Origin of the sequence: Shewanella intestini, assembly GCF_018221465.1 — a bacterium.
Taxonomy (GTDB): Bacteria; Pseudomonadota; Gammaproteobacteria; order Enterobacterales; family Shewanellaceae; genus Shewanella; species Shewanella intestini.
This window is the reverse complement of record NZ_JAAIKR010000013.1, coordinates 15,463-34,229: the sequence shown is the minus strand read 5'-3', so window position 1 is coordinate 34,229 and position 18,767 is coordinate 15,463. Positions and strand designations below refer to the sequence as shown.

Sequence of the window (18,767 nt, the reverse complement as noted above, 5' to 3'; positions counted from 1 at the left end):
CAAATCAATTTTAGTGTTATCAGGTTCTGCTGGATGTTGGCATAAATACGTAGATTAAGTCAGCTAAGCTATAACCGAATAGCAATTACGTTTTCTTGTGAAATATTGATTGATATGTTGAATCTAGCTCGGGTGTTTATGGCTATTTTATAACAACGGTATCTGCAATTGTAATGTGACCGCTAGCGATGACTTTTGCGGTGATACCGCCGCGCCAATCCAGTGTCAGCGCCGCTTCTAAACCGGTAACTGATTTTTCCATTTTGCTGCAAGGGTCTGTTTCTCCTGTGATTTCTAAGATTGTACTCTCACCAAGGTAGATGCGTTTCCCAACATCAGTTGCGCAAAAAGTATAGCCATCAATAAGTAGGTTTACTCGTCGAGTCAACCAGTCTAGTTGTTGATTAAGCTCATCACAGGCTTGTTGCCATTGTTGTTGCGACATGATGGTCACTTGGCGTTTTCCTGGGCGGCCAAAAATATCATTTTCGACACCGGATTCTGTGGTTACATTAGCAGATTGAAGCGGTTTCATGATGCCGCGTTTTTTATCTTTAAAGGCAATAGCTGCTAATGTTGGCATGGTTATAATCCCTTTTTGATTAAGTAGCGGTAAGGTGTCGTTGCGGTTTCACTTGAAATTAAGGTGTGATCCATAAATTCACAAAAGCTTGGAATATCACGCGTTGTTGCTGGATCATCAGCAATGATCAATAAGGTTTCGCCATCAGCCATTTTTCTAACCGTTTTGCGGATCATCATTACGGGTTCTGGACAGCGTAATCCAAGCGCATCTAGTTGATGGTTTGCTTGTTCATTTGTGGTATTCATCGAAACTCTTTTTACGAAAACGGGAAAGAACTAATTTTACGCCGGTAAAATTTTGTTGCCAAGTTTAGTGTTGGCTAATGTGATATTGGCTGTTTTTTAGCTTTAAGTTGCTTTTTACTAAAAAAATAATTTTCCTAGAATATGTTTCACGTGGAACAACTGTCGAAGTAGAAAAATTAAAAAAAGGCTCAATTTTATAATTAAATATAAAATCGAGCCTTTTTGTAAATTGTCAGTAACTAAAACAACAGTACTCAGACAACCATAATTTTGCTATTGGTGAAGTTTAATTATCAACACGTTCGAAAACGGTTGCAATACCTTGGCCTAAACCGATACACATTGTCGCTAAACCTAACTTGGCATCTTTTGCTTCCATCAGATTTATTAAGGTCGTTGAGATGCGCGTACCTGAACACCCTAATGGATGACCAAGTGCAATTGCACCACCATTTAAATTAACTTTTTCGTCAACCACGTCCATTAAACCTAAATCTTTTACGCAAGGAAGTGATTGAGCGGCAAAAGCTTCATTCAGTTCAATGACGTCCATATCATCAATGGTTAAGCCTGCTCGAGCGAGCGCTTTTTTCGTTGCGGGTACTGGGCCATAACCCATAATTGCAGCATCACAACCGGCAACGGCCATTGAACGAATACGTGCGCGAATAGGCAAACCAAGTTCACGTGCTTTTTGTTCTTCCATAACTAGCATGGCAGATGCGCCGTCTGATAGTGCAGACGATGTGCCAGCAGTAACCGTGCCATTGGCCGGGTCAAACACTGGACGTAAACCCGATAGTGATTCAATTGAGGTTTCTGGGCGAATTACTTCGTCGTGAATAACGCTGACTAATGTGCCGTTTTCGTCGTGACCTTCAATAGGGACGATTTCACTAGCAAAACGACCTTCAACTGTCGCAGCATACGCTCTAGCATGTGAACGCACCGCAAAAGCATCTTGCTGTTCTCGGGTAATACCATGCATTTTCCCAAGCATTTCAGCGGTTAAACCCATCATGCCAGAAGCTTTAGCGACATTGTTTGCTAGGCCTGGGTGGAAATCTACCCCGTGGTTCATTGGTACATGTCCCATGTGCTCAACACCACCTACGATAAAGGTGTCACCTTGACCGGTCATAATGGCGCGTGCCGCTTGATGAAGCGCATCCATAGAAGAGCCGCATAAGCGATTGACCGTAACCGCACCAGCTGTTTTCGGGATACCAGCAAGTAATGCTGCGTTACGGGCAACATTAAAGCCTTGTTCTAGCGTTTGCTGCACACAACCCCAAATGACATCTTCAATATCATTTGGATCGAGGTTGGGGTTGCGTGTCAGCAATGATTTCATTAACTGTGCAGATAAGGTTTCTGCACGAACGTTTCTAAATACTCCAGCCTTAGAACGGCCCATTGGAGTTCGAATACAATCTACTATTACAGCGTGTTTCATGATGTTAGTCCTTAACCGCTAAATTTAGGCTGGGTAGTAGCTGCCGTTGTTGGCTGCTAGTTCGCGCATTGTGTCAGTCACTTGGTATAGACCACCAAGGTGTGCATATTTGTCAGCTAATGCGACAAAGTTGGCCACGCCCATCGTGTCAATATAACGGAATACACCACCTCTAAATGGTGGGAAACCAATACCGTAGACTAAGCCCATGTCGCCTTCAGCTGGAGAAGCAATAATGCCTTCTTCTAAACAGCGAACCGTTTCAATGACCATTGGGATCATGCAACGTGCAATAACTTCATCAGCAGCAATCTCTTTTAGTGCGCCAAATTCATTGCTAAGTAGTTGGTAGCTTGTTGGATCAAGATCTTTCTTTGGCTTACCGCGACGGTCGAGTGAATACTGATAAAAACCAAGTGTATTCTTTTGACCAAAGCGCTTGTTTTCAAACATGATATCGATAGCATCTTTACCATTTTTGCCCATACGTTCAGGGAAGCCTTCAGCCATTACGGCTTGTGCATGATGACCTGTATCAAGGCCAACAACGTCAAGCAAGTAAGCTGGGCCCATTGGCCAGCCAAATTGTTTTTCCATGACTTTATCTATTTTTGCAAAGTCTGCGCCGTCAGCTAATAAGCCACTGAAACCAGCAAAGTATGGAAACAATACGCGGTTAACAAAAAAGCCCGGGCAGTCGTTGACTACAATTGGGGTTTTGCCCATTTTGCTGGCATAAGCAACAACAGAAGCAATAGTTTCCTCTGAAGAGTTTTCGCCGCGAATAACTTCAACCAATGGCATTTTATGCACAGGGTTAAAAAAGTGCATACCACAAAAACGCTCTGGTTTTTGTAAACTTTTGGCCAGTAAATTAATTGAAATGGTTGATGTGTTCGAGGTGATGATCGCGTCATCGGCCACGTGTTGCTCAACCTCTGCAAGTACTGAGGCTTTTACATTTGGATGTTCAACAACGGCTTCAACCACAACGTCAGCACCTTTTACTGGTGCATAATCTAACGCAGGAGTGATGTTGTTAAGCACTTTTGCCATTTTAGCAGGCGTTGAACGGCCACGTTTTACTTGGGCTTCAAGTAGCTTGGCTGCTTCTGATAAACCAAGTTCAAGTGCCGGTTGCGCAATGTCTTTCATTACAATAGGAGTACCTTTGCTAGCACTTTGGTAAGCGATGCCTCCGCCCATTATGCCTGCACCCAAAACAGCGGCACTGTTTACCGCTTTCGCTGACTTAGCTGCTTTTTTGGCTTTGCCTTTTACCACTTGGTCATTTAAGAAAATTCCAATTAAGGCGGTAGCAACTTCAGTTTTTGCTAATTTAATAAAGGCTTGGTTTTCGATTTTTAACGCTTGTTCGCGAGACTGTGTTGCAGCCTTTTCAATGACATCAATAGCCATCATTGGCGCTGGATAATGTTTCCCCGCCACTTTAAAGACCATGCCTTTTGCGGTCGCAAATGACATCATTGCTTCAAGTTTTGGCAGCGTTAATGGCGATAATTTACGATTGCGACGGGTTTGCCAATCAAGCTTTCCTGCAAGCGCATCTTTAAGCATGTTAATGGCTGAAACTTCTAGGTGCTCAGGTGTAACGACGGCATCAACTGCACCAACAGCTAGCGCTGCTTGTGGTTTTTGTGGTTTACCTGTGGTGATCCACTCTAATGCGTTGTCTGCACCAATTACGCGAGGTAATCGAACGGTGCCACCAAAACCGGGAATTAATCCTAGCTTGGTTTCTGGAAGTCCAATGGTTGCGGTGGTGTCGGCAATACGCAAATCAGTGGCTAAAATGGTTTCACAACCACCGCCAAGAGCGAAACCATTAATGGCAGATATCGTCGGGAATGGTAAGTCTTCTAATTTATCAAATACGGCACTTGCTTGTTCAACCCATGTAAGTAGGGTTGCTTCGTCTTGTTGGAATAAACCAAGGAACTCTGTGATATCAGCACCAACAATGAAGGTGCTTTTCGCAGAGGTTAGCATAAGTGCTTTTATATTTGATTGTTGGTTTAGGCTGTCTAATGCAGCATCTAATGAGGCGAGAGTTTCTCTATCGAACTTGTTGACCGAGCCCGGTGCATCAAAGCACAGCTTGGCAATATTATCTTCTAGTAACTCAACCTTAATGGTAGGGCTTTGGTAGATCATTGCTTGCTTCCTTATTGCTTAAAACGACTTCCACGTCTATTTGCTGTGTGGTTTTTGAGCATGTTTTTTCACAGCAAAATAGGTCATCTGTTGACCAATTGCTCAACAGTGTGCTTCTAAATGAATCAAAATACAACACCCAATTTAAACGATCGTTTAATCTCTGGCGGTAGTGGCTGATTTTTTTATCTTTGTGGTAAACTGACCGATAGGAAACTTATTGCACAAGGATTGAAAATGGATCAGCTTGGTCACTTATATCATGCTCATGTTACTGAACTTAACCGTCGCGTCGCTGAGATAACATCACGCGAGAGTATTGACGGACTTATCATTCATTCTGGCCAATACCATCGCCAGTTTTTAGATGATTTGAGTTACCCATTCAAGGTTAACCCGCACTTTAAGGCTTGGTTACCTTTACTCGACAACCCTAATTGTTGGATTGTTGCTAACGGGGTAGATAAACCGACATTGATTTATTTTCGACCGGAAGATTTTTGGCATAAAGTCAGTGATGTGCCAGAAGCATTTTGGACTGAACACTTTACAATTAAGTTGCTGACTAAAGCAGATAGAGTGGCGGAGTTATTACCGCAAAATACAAAAGCATGGGCATACATTGGCGAGCATTTAGATGTGGCTGATGTGCTGGGTATTACCTCGCGTAACCCTGACGCGGTGCTGAATTATTTACACTTTCATCGTGCAGATAAAACCCATTATGAATTGGAATGTTTAAGACGTGCTAACCAAATTGCCGTAAAAGGTCACTTGGCAGCGAAGCAGGCGTTTTATCAAGGTGGTAGCGAGTTTGAAATTCAGCAGCAATATTTGTCTGAAATTGGCCAGTCTGAAAACGAAGTGCCATACGGTAATATTATTGCGTTAAATGAAAATGCGGCTATTTTGCATTACACCGCACTCGCTCATCAAAGCCCTGCGCAGCGTCGATCTTTTTTAATTGATGCTGGGGCAAATTATTACGGTTATGCGGCTGATATTACTCGCACTTATGCGTTTGAAAAAACGCATTTTTACGACTTAATTGTTGCCGTTAACCAGTTACAACTCGACATTATTGACATGATGAAACCGGGGGTCAAGTACCCAGATCTTCATATTGAAACCCATGTGAAGTTGGCGCAACTACTTAATACGTATGGTATTGCCAAGGGTGATGTTGAAAGCTTAATTGACCAAGGTGTCACCAAAGCCTTTTTCCCACATGGACTTGGGCATATGTTAGGGCTACAAGTGCATGACCTTGGCGGTTTTGCACATGATGAACGTGGCACCAATATTCCTGCGCCAGAAGGCCATCCATTTTTACGTTGCACAAGAACATTAGCGGCTAACCAAGTGCTCACTATTGAGCCGGGTTTTTATATTATTGATAGTTTATTAAATCAGTTAAGCCCTGAAGCCAAAAGTGTAATTGATTGGCAGCAAGTTGACCAACTCCGACCTTACGGTGGTATCCGTATTGAAGATAACGTCATTGTTCACCAAGACCGCAATGAGAACTTAACCAGAGAGCAAGGTTTAATTGACTGAAGAATTTTTAATTCCTGCTAAAAATATCGAGCTTGAGGAGGAGATAAAGCATAGCCGCTTTATCTCCTTTATGTTTCATTGTCCTAGTGCTGATGTCATGAAGGCAGAGTTGGGGCGCATTAAGCTTGAATTTCCAGGTGCTAGCCATTATTGCTATGCATTTGTGGCTGGGGCACCGACAAATTTAATTGATATGGGATCGTCAGATGACGGTGAACCTAGCGGCAGTGCTGGACGGCCAATGTTGGCGTGTTTACAAGGCGCTAACATTGGTGAGCTCGGCGTGATTGTTGTGCGCTACTTTGGGGGCACTAAGTTAGGTGTTGGTGGCCTTGTTAGGGCATATAGCTCTGGGGTAAAAAAACTCATACCTCAGCTTGAAACCTGCCTTAAAACGTTGCGCTATAGTGCCAATATTGTTTGTGATTATGGTCAGTTAAATGACATTGAATACGTGATAAATCAATGTGAAGGCATTATTACCGACAAGCAGTTTTCTGCAACAGTGACTGTGACGTTTGAACTAGCAAAAGCCCAGCAAAGTAAATTTAATCAGCTATTAGCGACTCAAACTCAAGGTGCAATGCAAGTTAAGTTTACAGCGTGATGTGTAAGTGACAAAATGTCAGCCAATTGTTAATCGTCCAATATGATTATTGGCTAACTGAACTTACATGCAATATAAAACCATAATAAGAATTACAGGTTTACTCATGGGATTGTTTTCAATCACCATGTTGCCGCCCGCGTTGGTGGCGGTATTTTATAAAGATGGTGGCGGCACCGCTTTTATTCAGGCATTTTGCGTTAGTGTATTTTTAGGTTTTTTACTTTGGTATCCCAATCGGCATCAAAAAGCGGAGTTACGCACTCGGGAAGGCTTTTTAATTGTGGTATTGTTTTGGACCGTACTGGGCTCTATTGGCTCGTTGCCGTTTATCTTTTCTACCGAGCCCAATCTAAGCTGGACAGACAGTTTTTTTGAATCCTTTTCTGCGTTAACCACTACCGGTGCAACCGTCATTACAGGGCTAGATTATCTCCCTAAAGCGATATTATTTTATCGTCATTTACTGCAATGGATGGGCGGTATGGGGATTATTGTGTTGGCGGTGGCCATTTTGCCTTTATTGGGTATTGGTGGCATGCAGTTATATAAAGCTGAAATTCCAGGCCCAGTAAAAGACAGTAAAATGACCCCGCGTATTGCTGAAACGGCTAAGGCACTTTGGTACATTTATTTACTGCTGACGATTGCTTGTGCAACGGCATACTATTTTGCTGGCATGGATGGATTTGATGCTATATGTCATTCTTTTTCTACCATCGCTATCGGTGGTTTTTCCACTCATGATGCCAGTTTAGGTTATTTTGAAAGCCCCTTAATTAACGTTATTTGCGCGGTATTTTTACTGATAGCCGCGGTGAATTTTAGTCTGCATTTTGCCGCATTTTCTCGTCGGGGTATTAACGTTAAAGTCTATCTAAAAGATGTTGAATTTAAGGTGTTAATTGCGGTTCAGCTTATCTTAACCGCTATTTGTTTTGTGACGTTATATCACACAGGTATATACGATAGCGCCGAAAAAACGCTTGATTATGCTTTTTTCCAAGTGGTGTCAATTTCAACAACAGCAGGGTTTGGAACTGAAAGTTTTTCTTCTTGGCCGTTGTTTTTACCTATGTTGTTAATCTTTTCTAGTTTCATTGGTGGCTGTGCGGGCTCTACAGGTGGCGGCATGAAAGTCATTCGGCTTATTTTGTTGTTCTTGCAGGGCTCGCGTGAGCTAAAGCGCTTAGTTCACCCTAAAGCGCTATATTCTATTCGAATTGGCTCAGTTGCGTTACCGGACCGAATTATTGATGCCGTATGGGGGTTCTTTTCAGCATACGCATTGGTGTTTTTTATTTGTATGATGCTGTTAATGTCGATGGATATGGACACCACGACAGCGTTTAGTGCAACGGCGGCAAGTTTAAATAACTTGGGCCCTGGTTTGGGTGATGTTGCAGATAATTATGCCTCAATTAGTGACGGGGCCAAGTGGGTATTGGTGGTGGCGATGCTATTTGGTCGTTTAGAGGTGTTTACACTGCTGGTGTTATTTACTCCTACATTTTGGCGTAATTAACCCTAGGTTGTCTTTAGGTGGATTATTCGTGAGGTTGATGACTTATCTTGGGAGGGGAAAGCGAGATGATTCGAAACCTTTTGGGTTACAAGGCGTCTTTAATCCGGTTTTATCTGATGGACTCTTTCCAATCTGTGATCGTTAATGTCGCTTAACGTTGGCTTTTTTGACACACTCACGGGTAATAATTAGCGAGGTGGAAACTTAATGGCAAATATTTTAGTGGTTTATTATTCTCGCGGCGGCCACACCGCCAAAATTAGTAATGCGATAGCGCAAAAGATTGTCGCAATAGGTAATAGCTGTGATGTGATTAATTTAAATGACACTCAACAGCCAATTGATTGGGCTCAATATGATGCTGTGGCGCTAGGTGCTTGTGTTTTATATGGCTCATACCACAAGTCAGTATTTGAATTTTGTCGTCAACATCATCAAGACTTAGCTGCACTGCCCAATAGTTTCTTTTGTGTCAATGTGGTGGCAAGAAAACCAGAAAAACGTATTCCAGAGAACAATAAATACTTACAGAAGTTTTTAGCACTTTCAGATTGGAAGCCGCAAGATGTTAAAATTATTGCTGGTAAAGTCGATTATCCATCGTGGAATTGGTACGACAGTTTGGCAATTAAATTAATTATGAAGATCACCGACGGCCCAACAGACAGTAAAGCGGTTATCGATTACACCGACTGGAATGATGTTGATGTATATGCTGAGCATGTAGCCCGTCTCGCGCAAGCATAACCACCACAAAGATTTGATCTAAGCGTCGAATAAAAACTAAAAAAGCGTTATTAATGTTAATTAATAACGCTTTTTTATGGTTAATTTAAGGCAAGTAACTTGCTACCTTTACGATTAAATATCAGCGTTAACTCACGCCCTTATTCGCCAACCTTAATGACATTAATAGCGCCAAAACTGTGGGTGGAATAACACTGCAATCGTTAAAATCTCTAACCGCCCTAATAACATTCCTATTGATAATAACCACTTTGCCGCATCTGGCAAGCTAGAGAAATTACCTGCTGGCCCAATAATTGGCCCTAGGCCTGGCCCTACATTAGCAACCGCGGTAATTGCGCCAGTAAAGCCGGTGACGGGGTCTAATCCGCATAAAACCAATAGAATAGAAAGGCTGATAATCGTAAGAAAAATTAAGATAAAGAAGGTCACCATTGAACGGACAATATCGTCTCTAATACGATGGCTATTATAGGTTTCAGTAAAACTAGCGTGAGGGTGAAACTGTTGTTTTAACTGTTGTCGCATGACAGCAAATGCAATCTGAAAGCGGAATATTTTAATCCCACCAGCAGTTGATCCTGAACAGCCACCAACCAACATTAAAAACAAAAATACGATACCTGATACCGCTCCCCAAGCTTGATAATCTGTCAGACCAAAGCCTGTTGTAGTGACAACGGAAATAACGTTAAAGCTACTTAGGCGTAATGCATCCATAAAAGGAATGGTTTTGTGGATACTCAACCAAATGGCTAAGGTGACAGAGACCAATGTGACAAACAACAAGAAGCCTTTGACCTGCTGGTCATTCCAAATGCTCATGTCACGTAATCGAATAGATTGAACAAACATCAGCAGGGGTAAACCACCTGCGAGCATGAAAATAATACCGACCCAATGCGCAGCAGGCGAAAAGTGTGCCATGGAGGCGTCAGAGGTTGAGAAACCACCGGTAGAGAGCGTGGTCATTGCATGGTTGATTGCTTCAAACCAGCTCATCCCAGCAAGGTTGTAGGCCAAAATACACAGCAAGGTGAGCATGACATACACTTGGAATAAGTATTTGGCTAAATGCTGGGTTCTTGGGGTACTTTTATCGCTCCAGTCGGAAGATTCGGTTCTAAATAAGCGCATACCACCGACGTTTAAAAATGGCAAAACTGCCACCGCCATGACAATAAAGCCAATGCCGCCAAACCATTGTAATAATGAGCGCCAAATTAGGATGCTGTGATCGGTTGTATCTAACCCTGAAAGCACCGTTGAGCCGGTCGTTGTTACTCCAGACATGGTTTCAAAAAACGCATCGGTATAACTAATGCCATGATAGAAAGTAAACGGAAGTGCGGCAAATAGGCTGATAACGAACCATGTCATGCTGGTTAAGAAGAACATGTCACGTATATTAAGCTCTACGGCTTTAGTGTCACTCGACTGGATTAGCAGTATGGCTGCACTGCCAGTAATAATTGATGAAATAATGAAATCAGCAATGGTTTCTTCAGCGTAATAAACTGAAAAAACCATCGGGATAAACATAAACACCGTTAAAATAGAGAGAAAAATCCCTAAGATATAAATAAGAGGTTTAATGTTTAACATAAGGCTTAAAAGAAAAACGCACTAGGTTGGAAAAGTTTTTCCACATCAGAAATATATTTCTTGTGGACGAGGAATAACACCACGTGATCACCTTGCTCAATAATTGTTTTGTCATGACCCATCAACACTTCATCTTTACGGACGATTGCACCAATTGTCGTCCCCGGCGGTAGTTTGATTTCGCTGATGCGTTTACCCACCACTTTAGAGGTGTTTTCATCACCATGAGCAATCGCTTCAATGGCTTCAGCTACTCCGCGACGTAGTGAATACACATTACAAATATCACCTTGGCGAATATGCGTTAATAATGCTGAAATGGTTGCTTGTTGAGGTGATACGGCAATATCGATATTGGCTTCTTGGACGATATCGACATAGGCTTCACGCTGAATAAGTACCATGACCTTTTTTGCGCCCATACGCTTAGCTAATAAAGCCGACATAATGTTGGCTTCATCGTCATTGGTTACCGCAATAAATACGTCTGTTTGGCCAATGCTTTCTTCATTGAGTAACTCTTGAGCGGAGGCGTCACCATGGAATACGGTGGTTTTTGTCAGTTTTTCAGACAATAACTCAGCACGTTCTTTATTATGTTCAATCAATTTAACTGAATGCTGGCGCTGTAACTGCTCCGCTAGGCCAAAACCAATGTTACCACCACCGGCAATCATGATATTACGATAGGAGTTATCGAGTTTTTGCATTTCACTCATGACCGCACGAATATGACGACTGTCAGTTAAAAAGAAGACTTCATCATCCGCTTCGATAATCGTCGTCCCACGAGGCATGATGTGCTTACCTTGGCGGAAAATAGCTGCAACCCGGGTATCAATATTAGGCATGTGTTCACGCAGCGTTGCCAGTGCATTACCAACTAACGGACCACCATAATAAGCTTTTACTGCAACTAAACTCACTTTACCACGGGCAAACTCGAGCACTTGCAGTGCCCCGGGGTAATCAATTAAGCGTTTGATGTAAGTGGTTACTAACTGTTCGGGCGCGATAAGTTCATCAATAACAAAGCCGCCACGAGGTTTTACATCACCGGTTTTCACTTCGGTGTTGATAAACAGCTTTTCTTGCATTTGTAGGTAAGGCTCTGAGCGAATGCGGGCAATTTTGGTTGGTGTACCATAGAGGCTATAAGCTATTTGGCATGCCGCCATATTACATTCATCGCTGTTAGTGACAGCAATGAGCATATCGGCATCTTCAGCACCGGCTTGCTTTAACACATTCGGGTGTGCGCCATGGCCTGCGATGACACGCAAATCAAACTTATCTTGGAGCGCATTTAACCGAGCGCGGTCATTGTCGACTAATGTAATATCGTTATTTTCGCCAACGAGGTTTTCAGCGAGTGTGCCACCAACCTGTCCAGCACCTAAGATAATAATTTTCATTGCGTAACGCTTACCTTATTGGTCTTTCACTAAACGAGCGTAGTAAAAACCATCCATATTGTTTTGACCGGGTAATATTTGCCAGCCGATATCTTGTGGGTTCTGTTGCTGAGCAATCGTAACTAACTTGGCGTCGGGGGTTCGTGCCAAAAATTGGCTTATTTGGTCACGATTTTCTTGTGGCAAAATAGAGCAAGTTGCATAAAGCAATGTCCCACCAGGTTTTAACCACGTCCAACAATGGTCAACAATTTGCTGCTGTAAAACCGCCAACTCTTCAATGTCGTTATTTTTGCGTAACCACTTAATATCGGGGTGACGACGAATAACGCCAGTGGCTGAACACGGTGCATCTAATAAAATTTTGTCGAATTTACCACCTTGCCACCAACTGTCAATATTGGCAGCATCACCATGAATAACTTGCGCTTTTAAATTTAATCTGTCGAGATTTTGTTGCACTCGTTCAAGGCGTTTGGCGTCAAAATCAACCGCAGTAAGGTTAATTTGAGGTGCTAATTCTAATAAGTGGCATGTTTTCCCACCGGGGGCTGCGCAGGCATCTAAAATGACCTCGTCAGCTTGTGGGGCGAGTAAGGTTGCAGCCCACTGCGCAGCACCGTCTTGTACTGATGCCGCACCTTCTGCAAAATTGGGCAAAGCGGTAACATCTTTTGGACTTGCTAATAAGATTGCGTCGTCACTTAATCCCGCAGAAGCTTCAATATCTAAGTCAGATAACGCTTGCAAGTATTGCTGGCGAGTTTGCTGCAGCTGGTTATTGCGCAGCCACATTGGAGGACGTTGATGACTTTGTTCAATCACCTGTTGCCAGTGCTGTGGATAAGCTTGTTGTAAACGCTTAATTAACCAAGCTGGCGTATTGTAAGTTAAGGTCTCTGCTGCTTCACTTAATGGTGCTTTTTGGCGCTCAATATTACGCAGTACGCCATTAACGACTTTCACTAAGCCGTTAAATTTTAACTGTCGGCACGCTTCAGCGGTTTCTGATACTGCAGCACGTGCTGGAATGCGGGTAAAATATAGCTGGTAGCAACCAACAATGAGCAATTGATGCAAAATGCGTTGTTTGCCCTTAAATGGCTTAGTAAGGCAATCACTGACGCACTTATCTAATTGTGGCAATTGGCGCATCACGCCGTAGCAAATTTCAGCTAATAAACCTTTGTCTTTGCTGTTCTGTAATTTTTGTTGTTGATCAGGTAACGCCACCGATAATGACAACCCGCGTTCAAGCACATCAAAGATAGCTTTTGCTGCTAAGGCGCGTACGTTCATGTTATTGCGCCTCTACAGTTAATTGAGAGCCAACTTCAAACCAGTCGGCTCGCGAGTTAAGAACATCGGCTGCGGCTAAGGGTTTTTTATTTGGTAGTTGCAATGTTTCAATCACTAATGCGCCATCAGCAGTTGCAACGACAATGCCTTTTTTGTCGGCGCGAATGATGGAGCCTACCGCGGCGTTGTGTGCGGTTGAATCAACACTGGCTTGCCATACTTTGATGGTGTGCTGGTGGTGACTAAAATGACTTGTTGGCCATGGATTAAACGCGCGGACTTCTTGCCATAATTGTGTGGCTGATTTACTCCAGTCTAATTTTGCTTCTTCTTTTGATAGTTTGGCTGCGTAGTTAGCGAGTGCTTCATCTTGTTTTTCGGCGGTTAGTTGGCCTTGGCTTAAGCCTTCGAGCGCTTCTACCAACGCTTGAGGCCCTTGAATAGCGAGTTTTTCATAAAGCGTTGCGGAGGTGTCGGTCTCTTCAATGGTGAGGTGGGTTTTTAATAACATATCACCCGTATCAAGGCCGATATCCATTTGCATTACGGTGACGCCCGTTGCGGCATCGCCAGCCCAAAGTGCTCGTTGAATCGGCGCTGCACCACGCCAACGTGGCAAAATTGAACCGTGGACGTTAATACAGCCTAAGCGTGGTGTATCTAATATCGCTTGCGGTAAAATGAGTCCGTAAGCCACAACCACCATAATGTCTGCATCAATGGCTTGTAATTGTGCTTGTGCTTCTTCGTTACGTAATGATTTCGGTTGGTACACCGTAATGTCATGTTCCAGAGCCAATGCTTTTACTGGGCTTGCTGTTAGTTTTTTGCCTCGCCCAGCTGGTCGGTCTGGTTGAGTGTAAACTCCGACAACTTGATGAGCAGAGTCTAGCAATGCTTGTAAATGTCTTGCGGCGAAATCTGGCGTACCAGCAAAAATAATTTTTAACGGTTTCAAAGCTTTTCCTATGCGTTTTTAGCGGCTAAACGAGCTTCTTTTTCAAGCTTGGTTTTAATTCGTTGACGTTTCAGTGGAGAAAGGTAATCAACAAATAACTTGCCTTTAAGGTGGTCGAGTTCATGTTGAATGCAAATGGCAAATAGCTCGTCTGCTTCAATTGTAAATTCTTCACCATGACGGTCTTGTGCCTTTAAGGTCACTTTTTCAGCGCGGTCTACTTTAGCATAAACACCAGGGACAGACAGGCAGCCTTCTTCATTGGTAAAATCACCACTGCTGGCAACGATTTCTGGGTTGATGAAGATAATAGGGCGTTCAACCTCGTCTTGAAGATCCATCACAATTAATTGCTGATGGAAGTCAACTTGAGTGGCAGCAAGACCGATGCCTTTTTCTTCATACATGGTTTCAAGCATGTCATCAATTTGGGTTTGTAAAGCCGGACCGAAATCTGTCACTGGCTTTGCAATGGTGCGTAATCTTTCATCTGGAAAGCGTAAAACATTTAATAGTGGCATATTTAAACTCTTAACAAGTCTGTCAAATTTCAGCCAGTTAGCTATACTGGCACAGGCAATTAGGGTAATTTTAATCCTAACGGACTATCAATAACAGTAAAAAGCGCTATTTAAGCTTAATAACATGGACCTCTGCATGAGACGTTTACTAATTCTGGCATTTTTGGCTTTAAATATAACTCAAGTCAATGCTGATACACTGACATTAAAAGCAGGGCACCCTGATACTTATGTCGTTAAAAAAGGCGATACGCTTTGGGATATTTCAGGATACTTTTTAAAAGATCCGTGGCGTTGGCCTACATTGTGGGGGCACAACCCACAAATAGCTAATCCTCACCTTATTTACCCTGGCGACAGATTAACCTTGGTGTTTATTGACGGTAAACCTCGTCTGGTTGTTAAGCAGCACCTCGTTAAAAGTGTTGAAGGCCGAATTAAGCCTAAAAATGGGGCGATTCCGGCCGTTGATTTATCTCTTATTCATCAATATTTAAACCAAAACCGTGTTGTAGATGAGCAATGGCTTGATGGTTTACCTATCGTATTAAGTGGTGAAAGCCCGTCCCGACATCATATTATTGATGATATTGTTTATGTGAACGCGAAATTACCAAGTGGGCAAAAGGTACTTATATATCAACCTGCCCGTGAGTTTACTAATAAGGACTCTGGTGAGGTTCTCGGTCGTGAAATTATTGTCTCAGCCAGTGGCCGTGTGGTTGATTCAGGTGATATTTCTAAAGTGCAATTACTGAGTAATTTACGAGAAACGAGAGTGGGCTTTAAAGTTGCTCCTGTCGATGATGACTCATTAATGCCTGCTTATTTTGTACCGCAAGCGGCACAAACTGAAGGCGCTTCAGTGTTAGCTACCGTGGGTAATATTCGCGAAGTGGGTAAGCTAGATGTGGTGTATTTAGATAAAGGCAGTGAAGACGGTGTGCGCCCTGGCAATGTATTTTCAATTTACCGCGACGGTGAAGAAATTATTATTGGCAATGACGGTGTACCAGTACGTGTTATTGACCGAACATCATATGAAAAAGTATTAGCTTATTTTTCTGAAGATAATGTGACGAAAATGCCAGATATCTTCCATGGTAAGTTGATGGTGTTTAAGGTTTTCGATAAAACCAGCATGGGGTTAATTATGCACAGTGATCGCCCTGTACGTGTTGGTGACAAGCTGATGATCCCAGAGAAGTTAACCTTAAAGGGGCAATAATTTCAGATAAGCTGGTCGATTGGCTAGTTGTTTATGCAGTTTCTGGGCTAGGACCGGCCCGGATTAAGCAATTATTAACTTACATGGATGTAGAGGAGTTACGGTTAAGGTTAGAGTTTGAGAAACAAACTCTACCTTTGCCCACTCAGCTAATCAATAAGTTGCGCCTCGCTCCCGACAAAGTTGAGCAGGCGCTCTCTTGGCTTAATGCCAATGAACATCACCATATTATTACCTTGTCTGACCCTTTATACCCTCCGCTGCTTGCTCAAATCATCGATCCTCCTCCACTATTATTCGCTAAAGGCGATATCTCAAGTCTACTGTTACCAAGTATTGCATTGGTTGGAAGCCGCAATGCTTCCCCTGGCGGAATTGAGGTGGCTAATACGCTAGCGGCTCAATTAACCATTGAGGGTTTTAGCGTAACCAGTGGTATGGCATTAGGCATTGATGGTGCTGCACACCGAGGCGCGATAAGCGCGGGTGGTTCAACTATGGCGGTATTAGGCTCTGGTCTTGAAAAAATATACCCACAGCGCCATCGCTATTTATATCAAGATATTATAGAAAATGGTTGTGTAATAAGTGAGTTATGGCCAGATGTTGGGCCATTTGCGGGTAACTTTCCCAAGCGAAATCGTATTGTGAGTGGACTTTCTGTTGGGACGGTTGTGGTTGAGGCGACCCAAAAGAGTGGTTCACTGATTAGTGCGCGATTAGCCATGGAGCAAAATCGTAACGTGTTTGCTGTCCCGGGGTCAGTGTTAAGTGGTTATCATGAAGGTTGTCATGAGTTAATTCGAAATGGGGCAACACTTGTGGAGACTGCGGCCGATATAATAGAAGAGTTAACGAGTTTATCGCACTACCACCTTGAAGAAGTGCGTGCGCGTCACCATATAGAAGCCAAGAGTAATTGTAGTTTGCCATTTCCTCCCCTGTTAGCTAGTGTAGGATATGAAACAACGACGATAGACCGTGTCGTTGAACATAGTGGGCAATCGCTAGATCTGGTGTTAATACAAATGCTTGAACTTGAATTACAAGGGTGGGTTACCGCGGTACCCGGTGGTTACGTCAGATTAAAGAGGAGCTAGCCATGTTTGATATCCTCATGTACTTATTTGAAAACTATGTTCATAGTGAAGCCGAACTATTGGTTGATGAAGACGAGCTAACAAAAGAGTTAACTCGTGCAGGATTCCATCAGGTTGATATTTTAAAGGCATTAGCTTGGTTAGAACATTTAGCGGATTTGCAAGAAGCTGATACACCATATCTTTGCAATCATGCTCAACAATCGTTTCGCATTTATACCAAAGATGAAATGATTAAACTAGATGTAAGTTGCCGTGGCTTTTTATTGTTTTTAGAGCAAATACAAGTACTTAATGTAGAGCTTAGAGAGATGGTAATTGATAGGGTAATGGATCTAGATGAACCCGTGTTAGTGTTAGAAGACCTCAAGTGGGTTATTTTAATGGTACTATTCAATGTGCCTGGAAATGAGTCTGCTTATGAGCAAATGGAAGACCTCATCTTCGAACAGCCCGATAGTAGGCTGCATTCGTAACGAGGTATAAATTAAGGAGGCTAAGCCTCCTTTTTTGATCGTTTATTATAAGATTGAGAACCTGATGTCGAAAATTGACCAACAATTGTTTAATGCCCATGAACATGCTCTGGCAAAAGAGTTTGAGCTTTGCCCAACATGTGGTGGTGAGCTGGCTTTAAAGCACAGTAAAAACGGCAGTTTTGTTGGCTGTAATAATTACCCCAGTTGTGATTATACTCGCCCTTTAGTGCAATATGAATCTATTGATACTGAGGTGATTGCCGGTTCTCAATGTCCTGAATGTGGCCATGAAATGGCGATAAAGTCAGGCAGGTTTGGTATTTTTATTGGGTGCACAAATTATCCTGATTGCCATCATATTGAAAAGTCGAATCAACCTAATACTGAAGTAAAGATACCTTGTCCTCACTGTGAATCTGGGGTGATGGAGTCGCGCACGAGTCGCTATGGGAAAACCTTTTATTCTTGTAGTGCTTATCCCAAATGCAAATATATTGTAAATTACCCACCAATTGCACAAACTTGTCCCGATTGTGGCTTCGGTATACTTGTTGAGCGTAAAACCGCATCTGGGCATCGTCTTGAATGCCCGCAAAAAAGCTGCAAATATAAACAAGTTATTTAGATTACAGACAATCGGTCTAATCGACGAGTACATAAACCCTAAGAACATCAGCATAATTAAGGAAAATAAATGCAACAATTACAGCCATTTGAGGTTGGAAACCTTATCGAAAATGGAGGGGTAATTGCTTATCCAACAGAAGCGGTTTATGGCTTAGGTTGTGATCCTGACAATAAACAGGCGATAGAAAAGCTGCTTCAAGTGAAGCAACGTTGCTGGAAAAAAGGTTTAATTTTAGTCGCAGCAGAAATCGATCAACTACAAGCATATGTGGACTTCAGTCAGTTAACTGCTGAGCAATTGGTGTTGGTCAAACAAAAATGGCCAGGGCCGTTTACTTTTATTATGCCTGTGGGTGAAACTACACTGCCTATTTTGAAAGGTGAGTTTGATTCTATTGCGGTTCGTGTTTCGGCTCATCCTGTTGTAAACCGTATTTGTCAGGCGATTGGTAAGCCGTTAGTGTCAACAAGCGCTAACTTAGCGGGTGAGCAGCCCATTTTAACCTTGCCAAAAGTATTAACTGACTTTAAAGATAAAATTGATGCCGTTGTATTAGGGGACTTAGGTCAACAATTGCAACCTTCAACCATCATAGATGCCCGCAGTGGCAAAATCCTTCGAAATGGAAATTAACAC

18 protein-coding genes are annotated in these 18,767 nt (G+C 42.7%); 9 read left to right on the top strand and 9 right to left on the bottom strand.

The window, feature by feature from the left end; translation table 11 throughout:
* Nucleotides 1-142 precede the first annotated feature (142 nt).
* The 4 genes from G3R48_RS12810 to fadB all read right to left on the bottom strand — a co-directional run bounded on the left by G3R48_RS12810 (nucleotide 143) and on the right by fadB (nucleotide 4,462).
* Complete coding sequence (locus tag G3R48_RS12810) at nucleotides 143-583, bottom strand: MOSC domain-containing protein (protein WP_153665497.1); 441 nt, start codon at nucleotides 581-583, stop codon at nucleotides 143-145.
* Nucleotides 584-585: 2 nt separating this feature from the next.
* Nucleotides 586-831: a sulfurtransferase TusA gene (gene tusA / locus G3R48_RS12805; protein WP_153665498.1), complete on the bottom strand. Its 246-nt coding sequence runs from the start codon at nucleotides 829-831 to the stop codon at nucleotides 586-588.
* A gap of 286 nt (nucleotides 832-1,117) precedes the next feature.
* Complete coding sequence (gene fadA / locus G3R48_RS12800; RefSeq protein ID WP_153665499.1) at nucleotides 1,118-2,287, bottom strand: acetyl-CoA C-acyltransferase FadA; 1,170 nt, start codon at nucleotides 2,285-2,287, stop codon at nucleotides 1,118-1,120.
* Between the two features lie 24 nt (nucleotides 2,288-2,311).
* Nucleotides 2,312-4,462: a fatty acid oxidation complex subunit alpha FadB gene (gene fadB / locus G3R48_RS12795; protein ID WP_153665501.1), complete on the bottom strand. Its 2,151-nt coding sequence runs from the start codon at nucleotides 4,460-4,462 to the stop codon at nucleotides 2,312-2,314.
* 237 nt (nucleotides 4,463-4,699) lie between these two features.
* Between fadB and pepQ the strand changes: the two genes are divergently transcribed.
* The 4 genes from pepQ (at nucleotide 4,700) to hemG (ending at nucleotide 8,898) form a co-directional block, all read left to right on the top strand.
* Nucleotides 4,700-6,019: a Xaa-Pro dipeptidase gene (pepQ, locus tag G3R48_RS12790; RefSeq protein ID WP_153665503.1), complete on the top strand. Its 1,320-nt coding sequence runs from the start codon at nucleotides 4,700-4,702 to the stop codon at nucleotides 6,017-6,019.
* Entirely contained in the window at nucleotides 6,012-6,626 is a 615-nt protein-coding gene (locus tag G3R48_RS12785; RefSeq protein WP_153665505.1) for a YigZ family protein, read from the top strand. The genes pepQ and G3R48_RS12785 overlap by 8 nt, the downstream gene beginning before the upstream one ends.
* A 67-nt stretch (nucleotides 6,627-6,693) precedes the next feature.
* Nucleotides 6,694-8,151 (top strand): TrkH family potassium uptake protein, encoded by a 1,458-nt coding sequence (locus G3R48_RS12780; protein WP_153665507.1) that lies wholly within the window; start codon nucleotides 6,694-6,696, stop codon nucleotides 8,149-8,151.
* Between the two features lie 207 nt (nucleotides 8,152-8,358).
* Complete coding sequence (gene hemG, locus G3R48_RS12775; RefSeq protein ID WP_153665509.1) at nucleotides 8,359-8,898, top strand: menaquinone-dependent protoporphyrinogen IX dehydrogenase; 540 nt, start codon at nucleotides 8,359-8,361, stop codon at nucleotides 8,896-8,898.
* 162 nt (nucleotides 8,899-9,060) lie between these two features.
* Here the strand turns inward: hemG and G3R48_RS12770 are convergent, their stop codons facing one another.
* From G3R48_RS12770 to def, 5 genes are read right to left on the bottom strand one after another with little or no spacing between them, the layout of a single operon-like run.
* Nucleotides 9,061-10,503 (bottom strand): TrkH family potassium uptake protein, encoded by a 1,443-nt coding sequence (locus G3R48_RS12770; protein WP_153665511.1) that lies wholly within the window; start codon nucleotides 10,501-10,503, stop codon nucleotides 9,061-9,063.
* Nucleotides 10,504-10,508: 5 nt separating this feature from the next.
* Complete coding sequence (gene trkA / locus G3R48_RS12765; protein ID WP_153665513.1) at nucleotides 10,509-11,918, bottom strand: Trk system potassium transporter TrkA; 1,410 nt, start codon at nucleotides 11,916-11,918, stop codon at nucleotides 10,509-10,511.
* A 15-nt stretch (nucleotides 11,919-11,933) separates the two neighbouring features.
* The gene (gene rsmB / locus G3R48_RS12760; RefSeq protein ID WP_153665515.1) at nucleotides 11,934-13,217 is read right to left on the bottom strand and encodes a 16S rRNA (cytosine(967)-C(5))-methyltransferase RsmB; all 1,284 of its coding nucleotides are present in this window, start codon (nucleotides 13,215-13,217) and stop codon (nucleotides 11,934-11,936) included.
* Nucleotide 13,218: 1 nt separating this feature from the next.
* Nucleotides 13,219-14,175, bottom strand: coding sequence for a methionyl-tRNA formyltransferase (gene fmt / locus G3R48_RS12755; RefSeq protein ID WP_153665517.1), 957 nt, complete (start codon nucleotides 14,173-14,175; stop codon nucleotides 13,219-13,221).
* A gap of 8 nt (nucleotides 14,176-14,183) precedes the next feature.
* Nucleotides 14,184-14,696 (bottom strand): peptide deformylase, encoded by a 513-nt coding sequence (def, locus tag G3R48_RS12750; protein ID WP_212593349.1) that lies wholly within the window; start codon nucleotides 14,694-14,696, stop codon nucleotides 14,184-14,186.
* Between the two features lie 124 nt (nucleotides 14,697-14,820).
* On the opposite strand from def, the gene G3R48_RS12745 reads away from it, so the two are divergent.
* The 5 genes from G3R48_RS12745 (at nucleotide 14,821) to tsaC (ending at nucleotide 18,764) form a co-directional block, all read left to right on the top strand.
* Nucleotides 14,821-15,924 carry a LysM peptidoglycan-binding domain-containing protein gene (locus G3R48_RS12745; RefSeq protein ID WP_153665521.1) on the top strand — a complete coding sequence of 368 codons (1,104 nt, stop codon included), beginning with the start codon at nucleotides 14,821-14,823 and terminating at the stop codon, nucleotides 15,922-15,924.
* Between the two features lie 83 nt (nucleotides 15,925-16,007).
* Entirely contained in the window at nucleotides 16,008-17,024 is a 1,017-nt protein-coding gene (gene dprA, locus G3R48_RS12740) for a DNA-processing protein DprA (RefSeq protein ID WP_153665523.1), read from the top strand.
* Nucleotides 17,025-17,026: 2 nt separating this feature from the next.
* Nucleotides 17,027-17,500 carry a DUF494 family protein gene (locus tag G3R48_RS12735; protein ID WP_153665525.1) on the top strand — a complete coding sequence of 158 codons (474 nt, stop codon included), beginning with the start codon at nucleotides 17,027-17,029 and terminating at the stop codon, nucleotides 17,498-17,500.
* Nucleotides 17,501-17,564: 64 nt separating this feature from the next.
* Nucleotides 17,565-18,128 (top strand): DNA topoisomerase family protein, encoded by a 564-nt coding sequence (locus G3R48_RS12730; protein ID WP_153665527.1) that lies wholly within the window; start codon nucleotides 17,565-17,567, stop codon nucleotides 18,126-18,128.
* A gap of 69 nt (nucleotides 18,129-18,197) precedes the next feature.
* Nucleotides 18,198-18,764 (top strand): L-threonylcarbamoyladenylate synthase type 1 TsaC, encoded by a 567-nt coding sequence (gene tsaC / locus G3R48_RS12725; RefSeq protein ID WP_153665529.1) that lies wholly within the window; start codon nucleotides 18,198-18,200, stop codon nucleotides 18,762-18,764.
* The last annotated feature ends 3 nt before the right edge of the window (nucleotides 18,765-18,767 follow it).

Excerpts from the sequence above, each read along its gene's own strand:
- G3R48_RS12770 (WP_153665511.1), bottom strand. The coding sequence starts at position 10,503 with ATGTTAAACATTAAACCTCTTATTTATATCTTAGGGATTTTTCTCTCT.
- trkA (WP_153665513.1), bottom strand. The coding sequence starts at position 11,918 with ATGAAAATTATTATCTTAGGTGCTGGACAGGTTGGTGGCACACTCGCT.
- tsaC (WP_153665529.1), top strand. The coding sequence starts at position 18,198 with ATGCAACAATTACAGCCATTTGAGGTTGGAAACCTTATCGAAAATGGA.
- def (WP_212593349.1), bottom strand. The coding sequence starts at position 14,696 with ATGCCACTATTAAATGTTTTACGCTTTCCAGATGAAAGATTACGCACC.
- G3R48_RS12745 (WP_153665521.1), top strand. The coding sequence starts at position 14,821 with ATGGACCTCTGCATGAGACGTTTACTAATTCTGGCATTTTTGGCTTTA.
- G3R48_RS12730 (WP_153665527.1), top strand. The coding sequence starts at position 17,565 with ATGTCGAAAATTGACCAACAATTGTTTAATGCCCATGAACATGCTCTG.
- rsmB (WP_153665515.1), bottom strand. The coding sequence starts at position 13,217 with ATGAACGTACGCGCCTTAGCAGCAAAAGCTATCTTTGATGTGCTTGAA.
- fadA (WP_153665499.1), bottom strand. The coding sequence starts at position 2,287 with ATGAAACACGCTGTAATAGTAGATTGTATTCGAACTCCAATGGGCCGT.
- G3R48_RS12735 (WP_153665525.1), top strand. The coding sequence starts at position 17,027 with ATGTTTGATATCCTCATGTACTTATTTGAAAACTATGTTCATAGTGAA.
- hemG (WP_153665509.1), top strand. The coding sequence starts at position 8,359 with ATGGCAAATATTTTAGTGGTTTATTATTCTCGCGGCGGCCACACCGCC.
- dprA (WP_153665523.1), top strand. The coding sequence starts at position 16,008 with ATGGATGTAGAGGAGTTACGGTTAAGGTTAGAGTTTGAGAAACAAACT.
- fadB (WP_153665501.1), bottom strand. The coding sequence starts at position 4,462 with ATGATCTACCAAAGCCCTACCATTAAGGTTGAGTTACTAGAAGATAAT.
- tusA (WP_153665498.1), bottom strand. The coding sequence starts at position 831 with ATGAATACCACAAATGAACAAGCAAACCATCAACTAGATGCGCTTGGA.
- G3R48_RS12810 (WP_153665497.1), bottom strand. The coding sequence starts at position 583 with ATGCCAACATTAGCAGCTATTGCCTTTAAAGATAAAAAACGCGGCATC.
- pepQ (WP_153665503.1), top strand. The coding sequence starts at position 4,700 with ATGGATCAGCTTGGTCACTTATATCATGCTCATGTTACTGAACTTAAC.
- G3R48_RS12780 (WP_153665507.1), top strand. The coding sequence starts at position 6,694 with ATGCAATATAAAACCATAATAAGAATTACAGGTTTACTCATGGGATTG.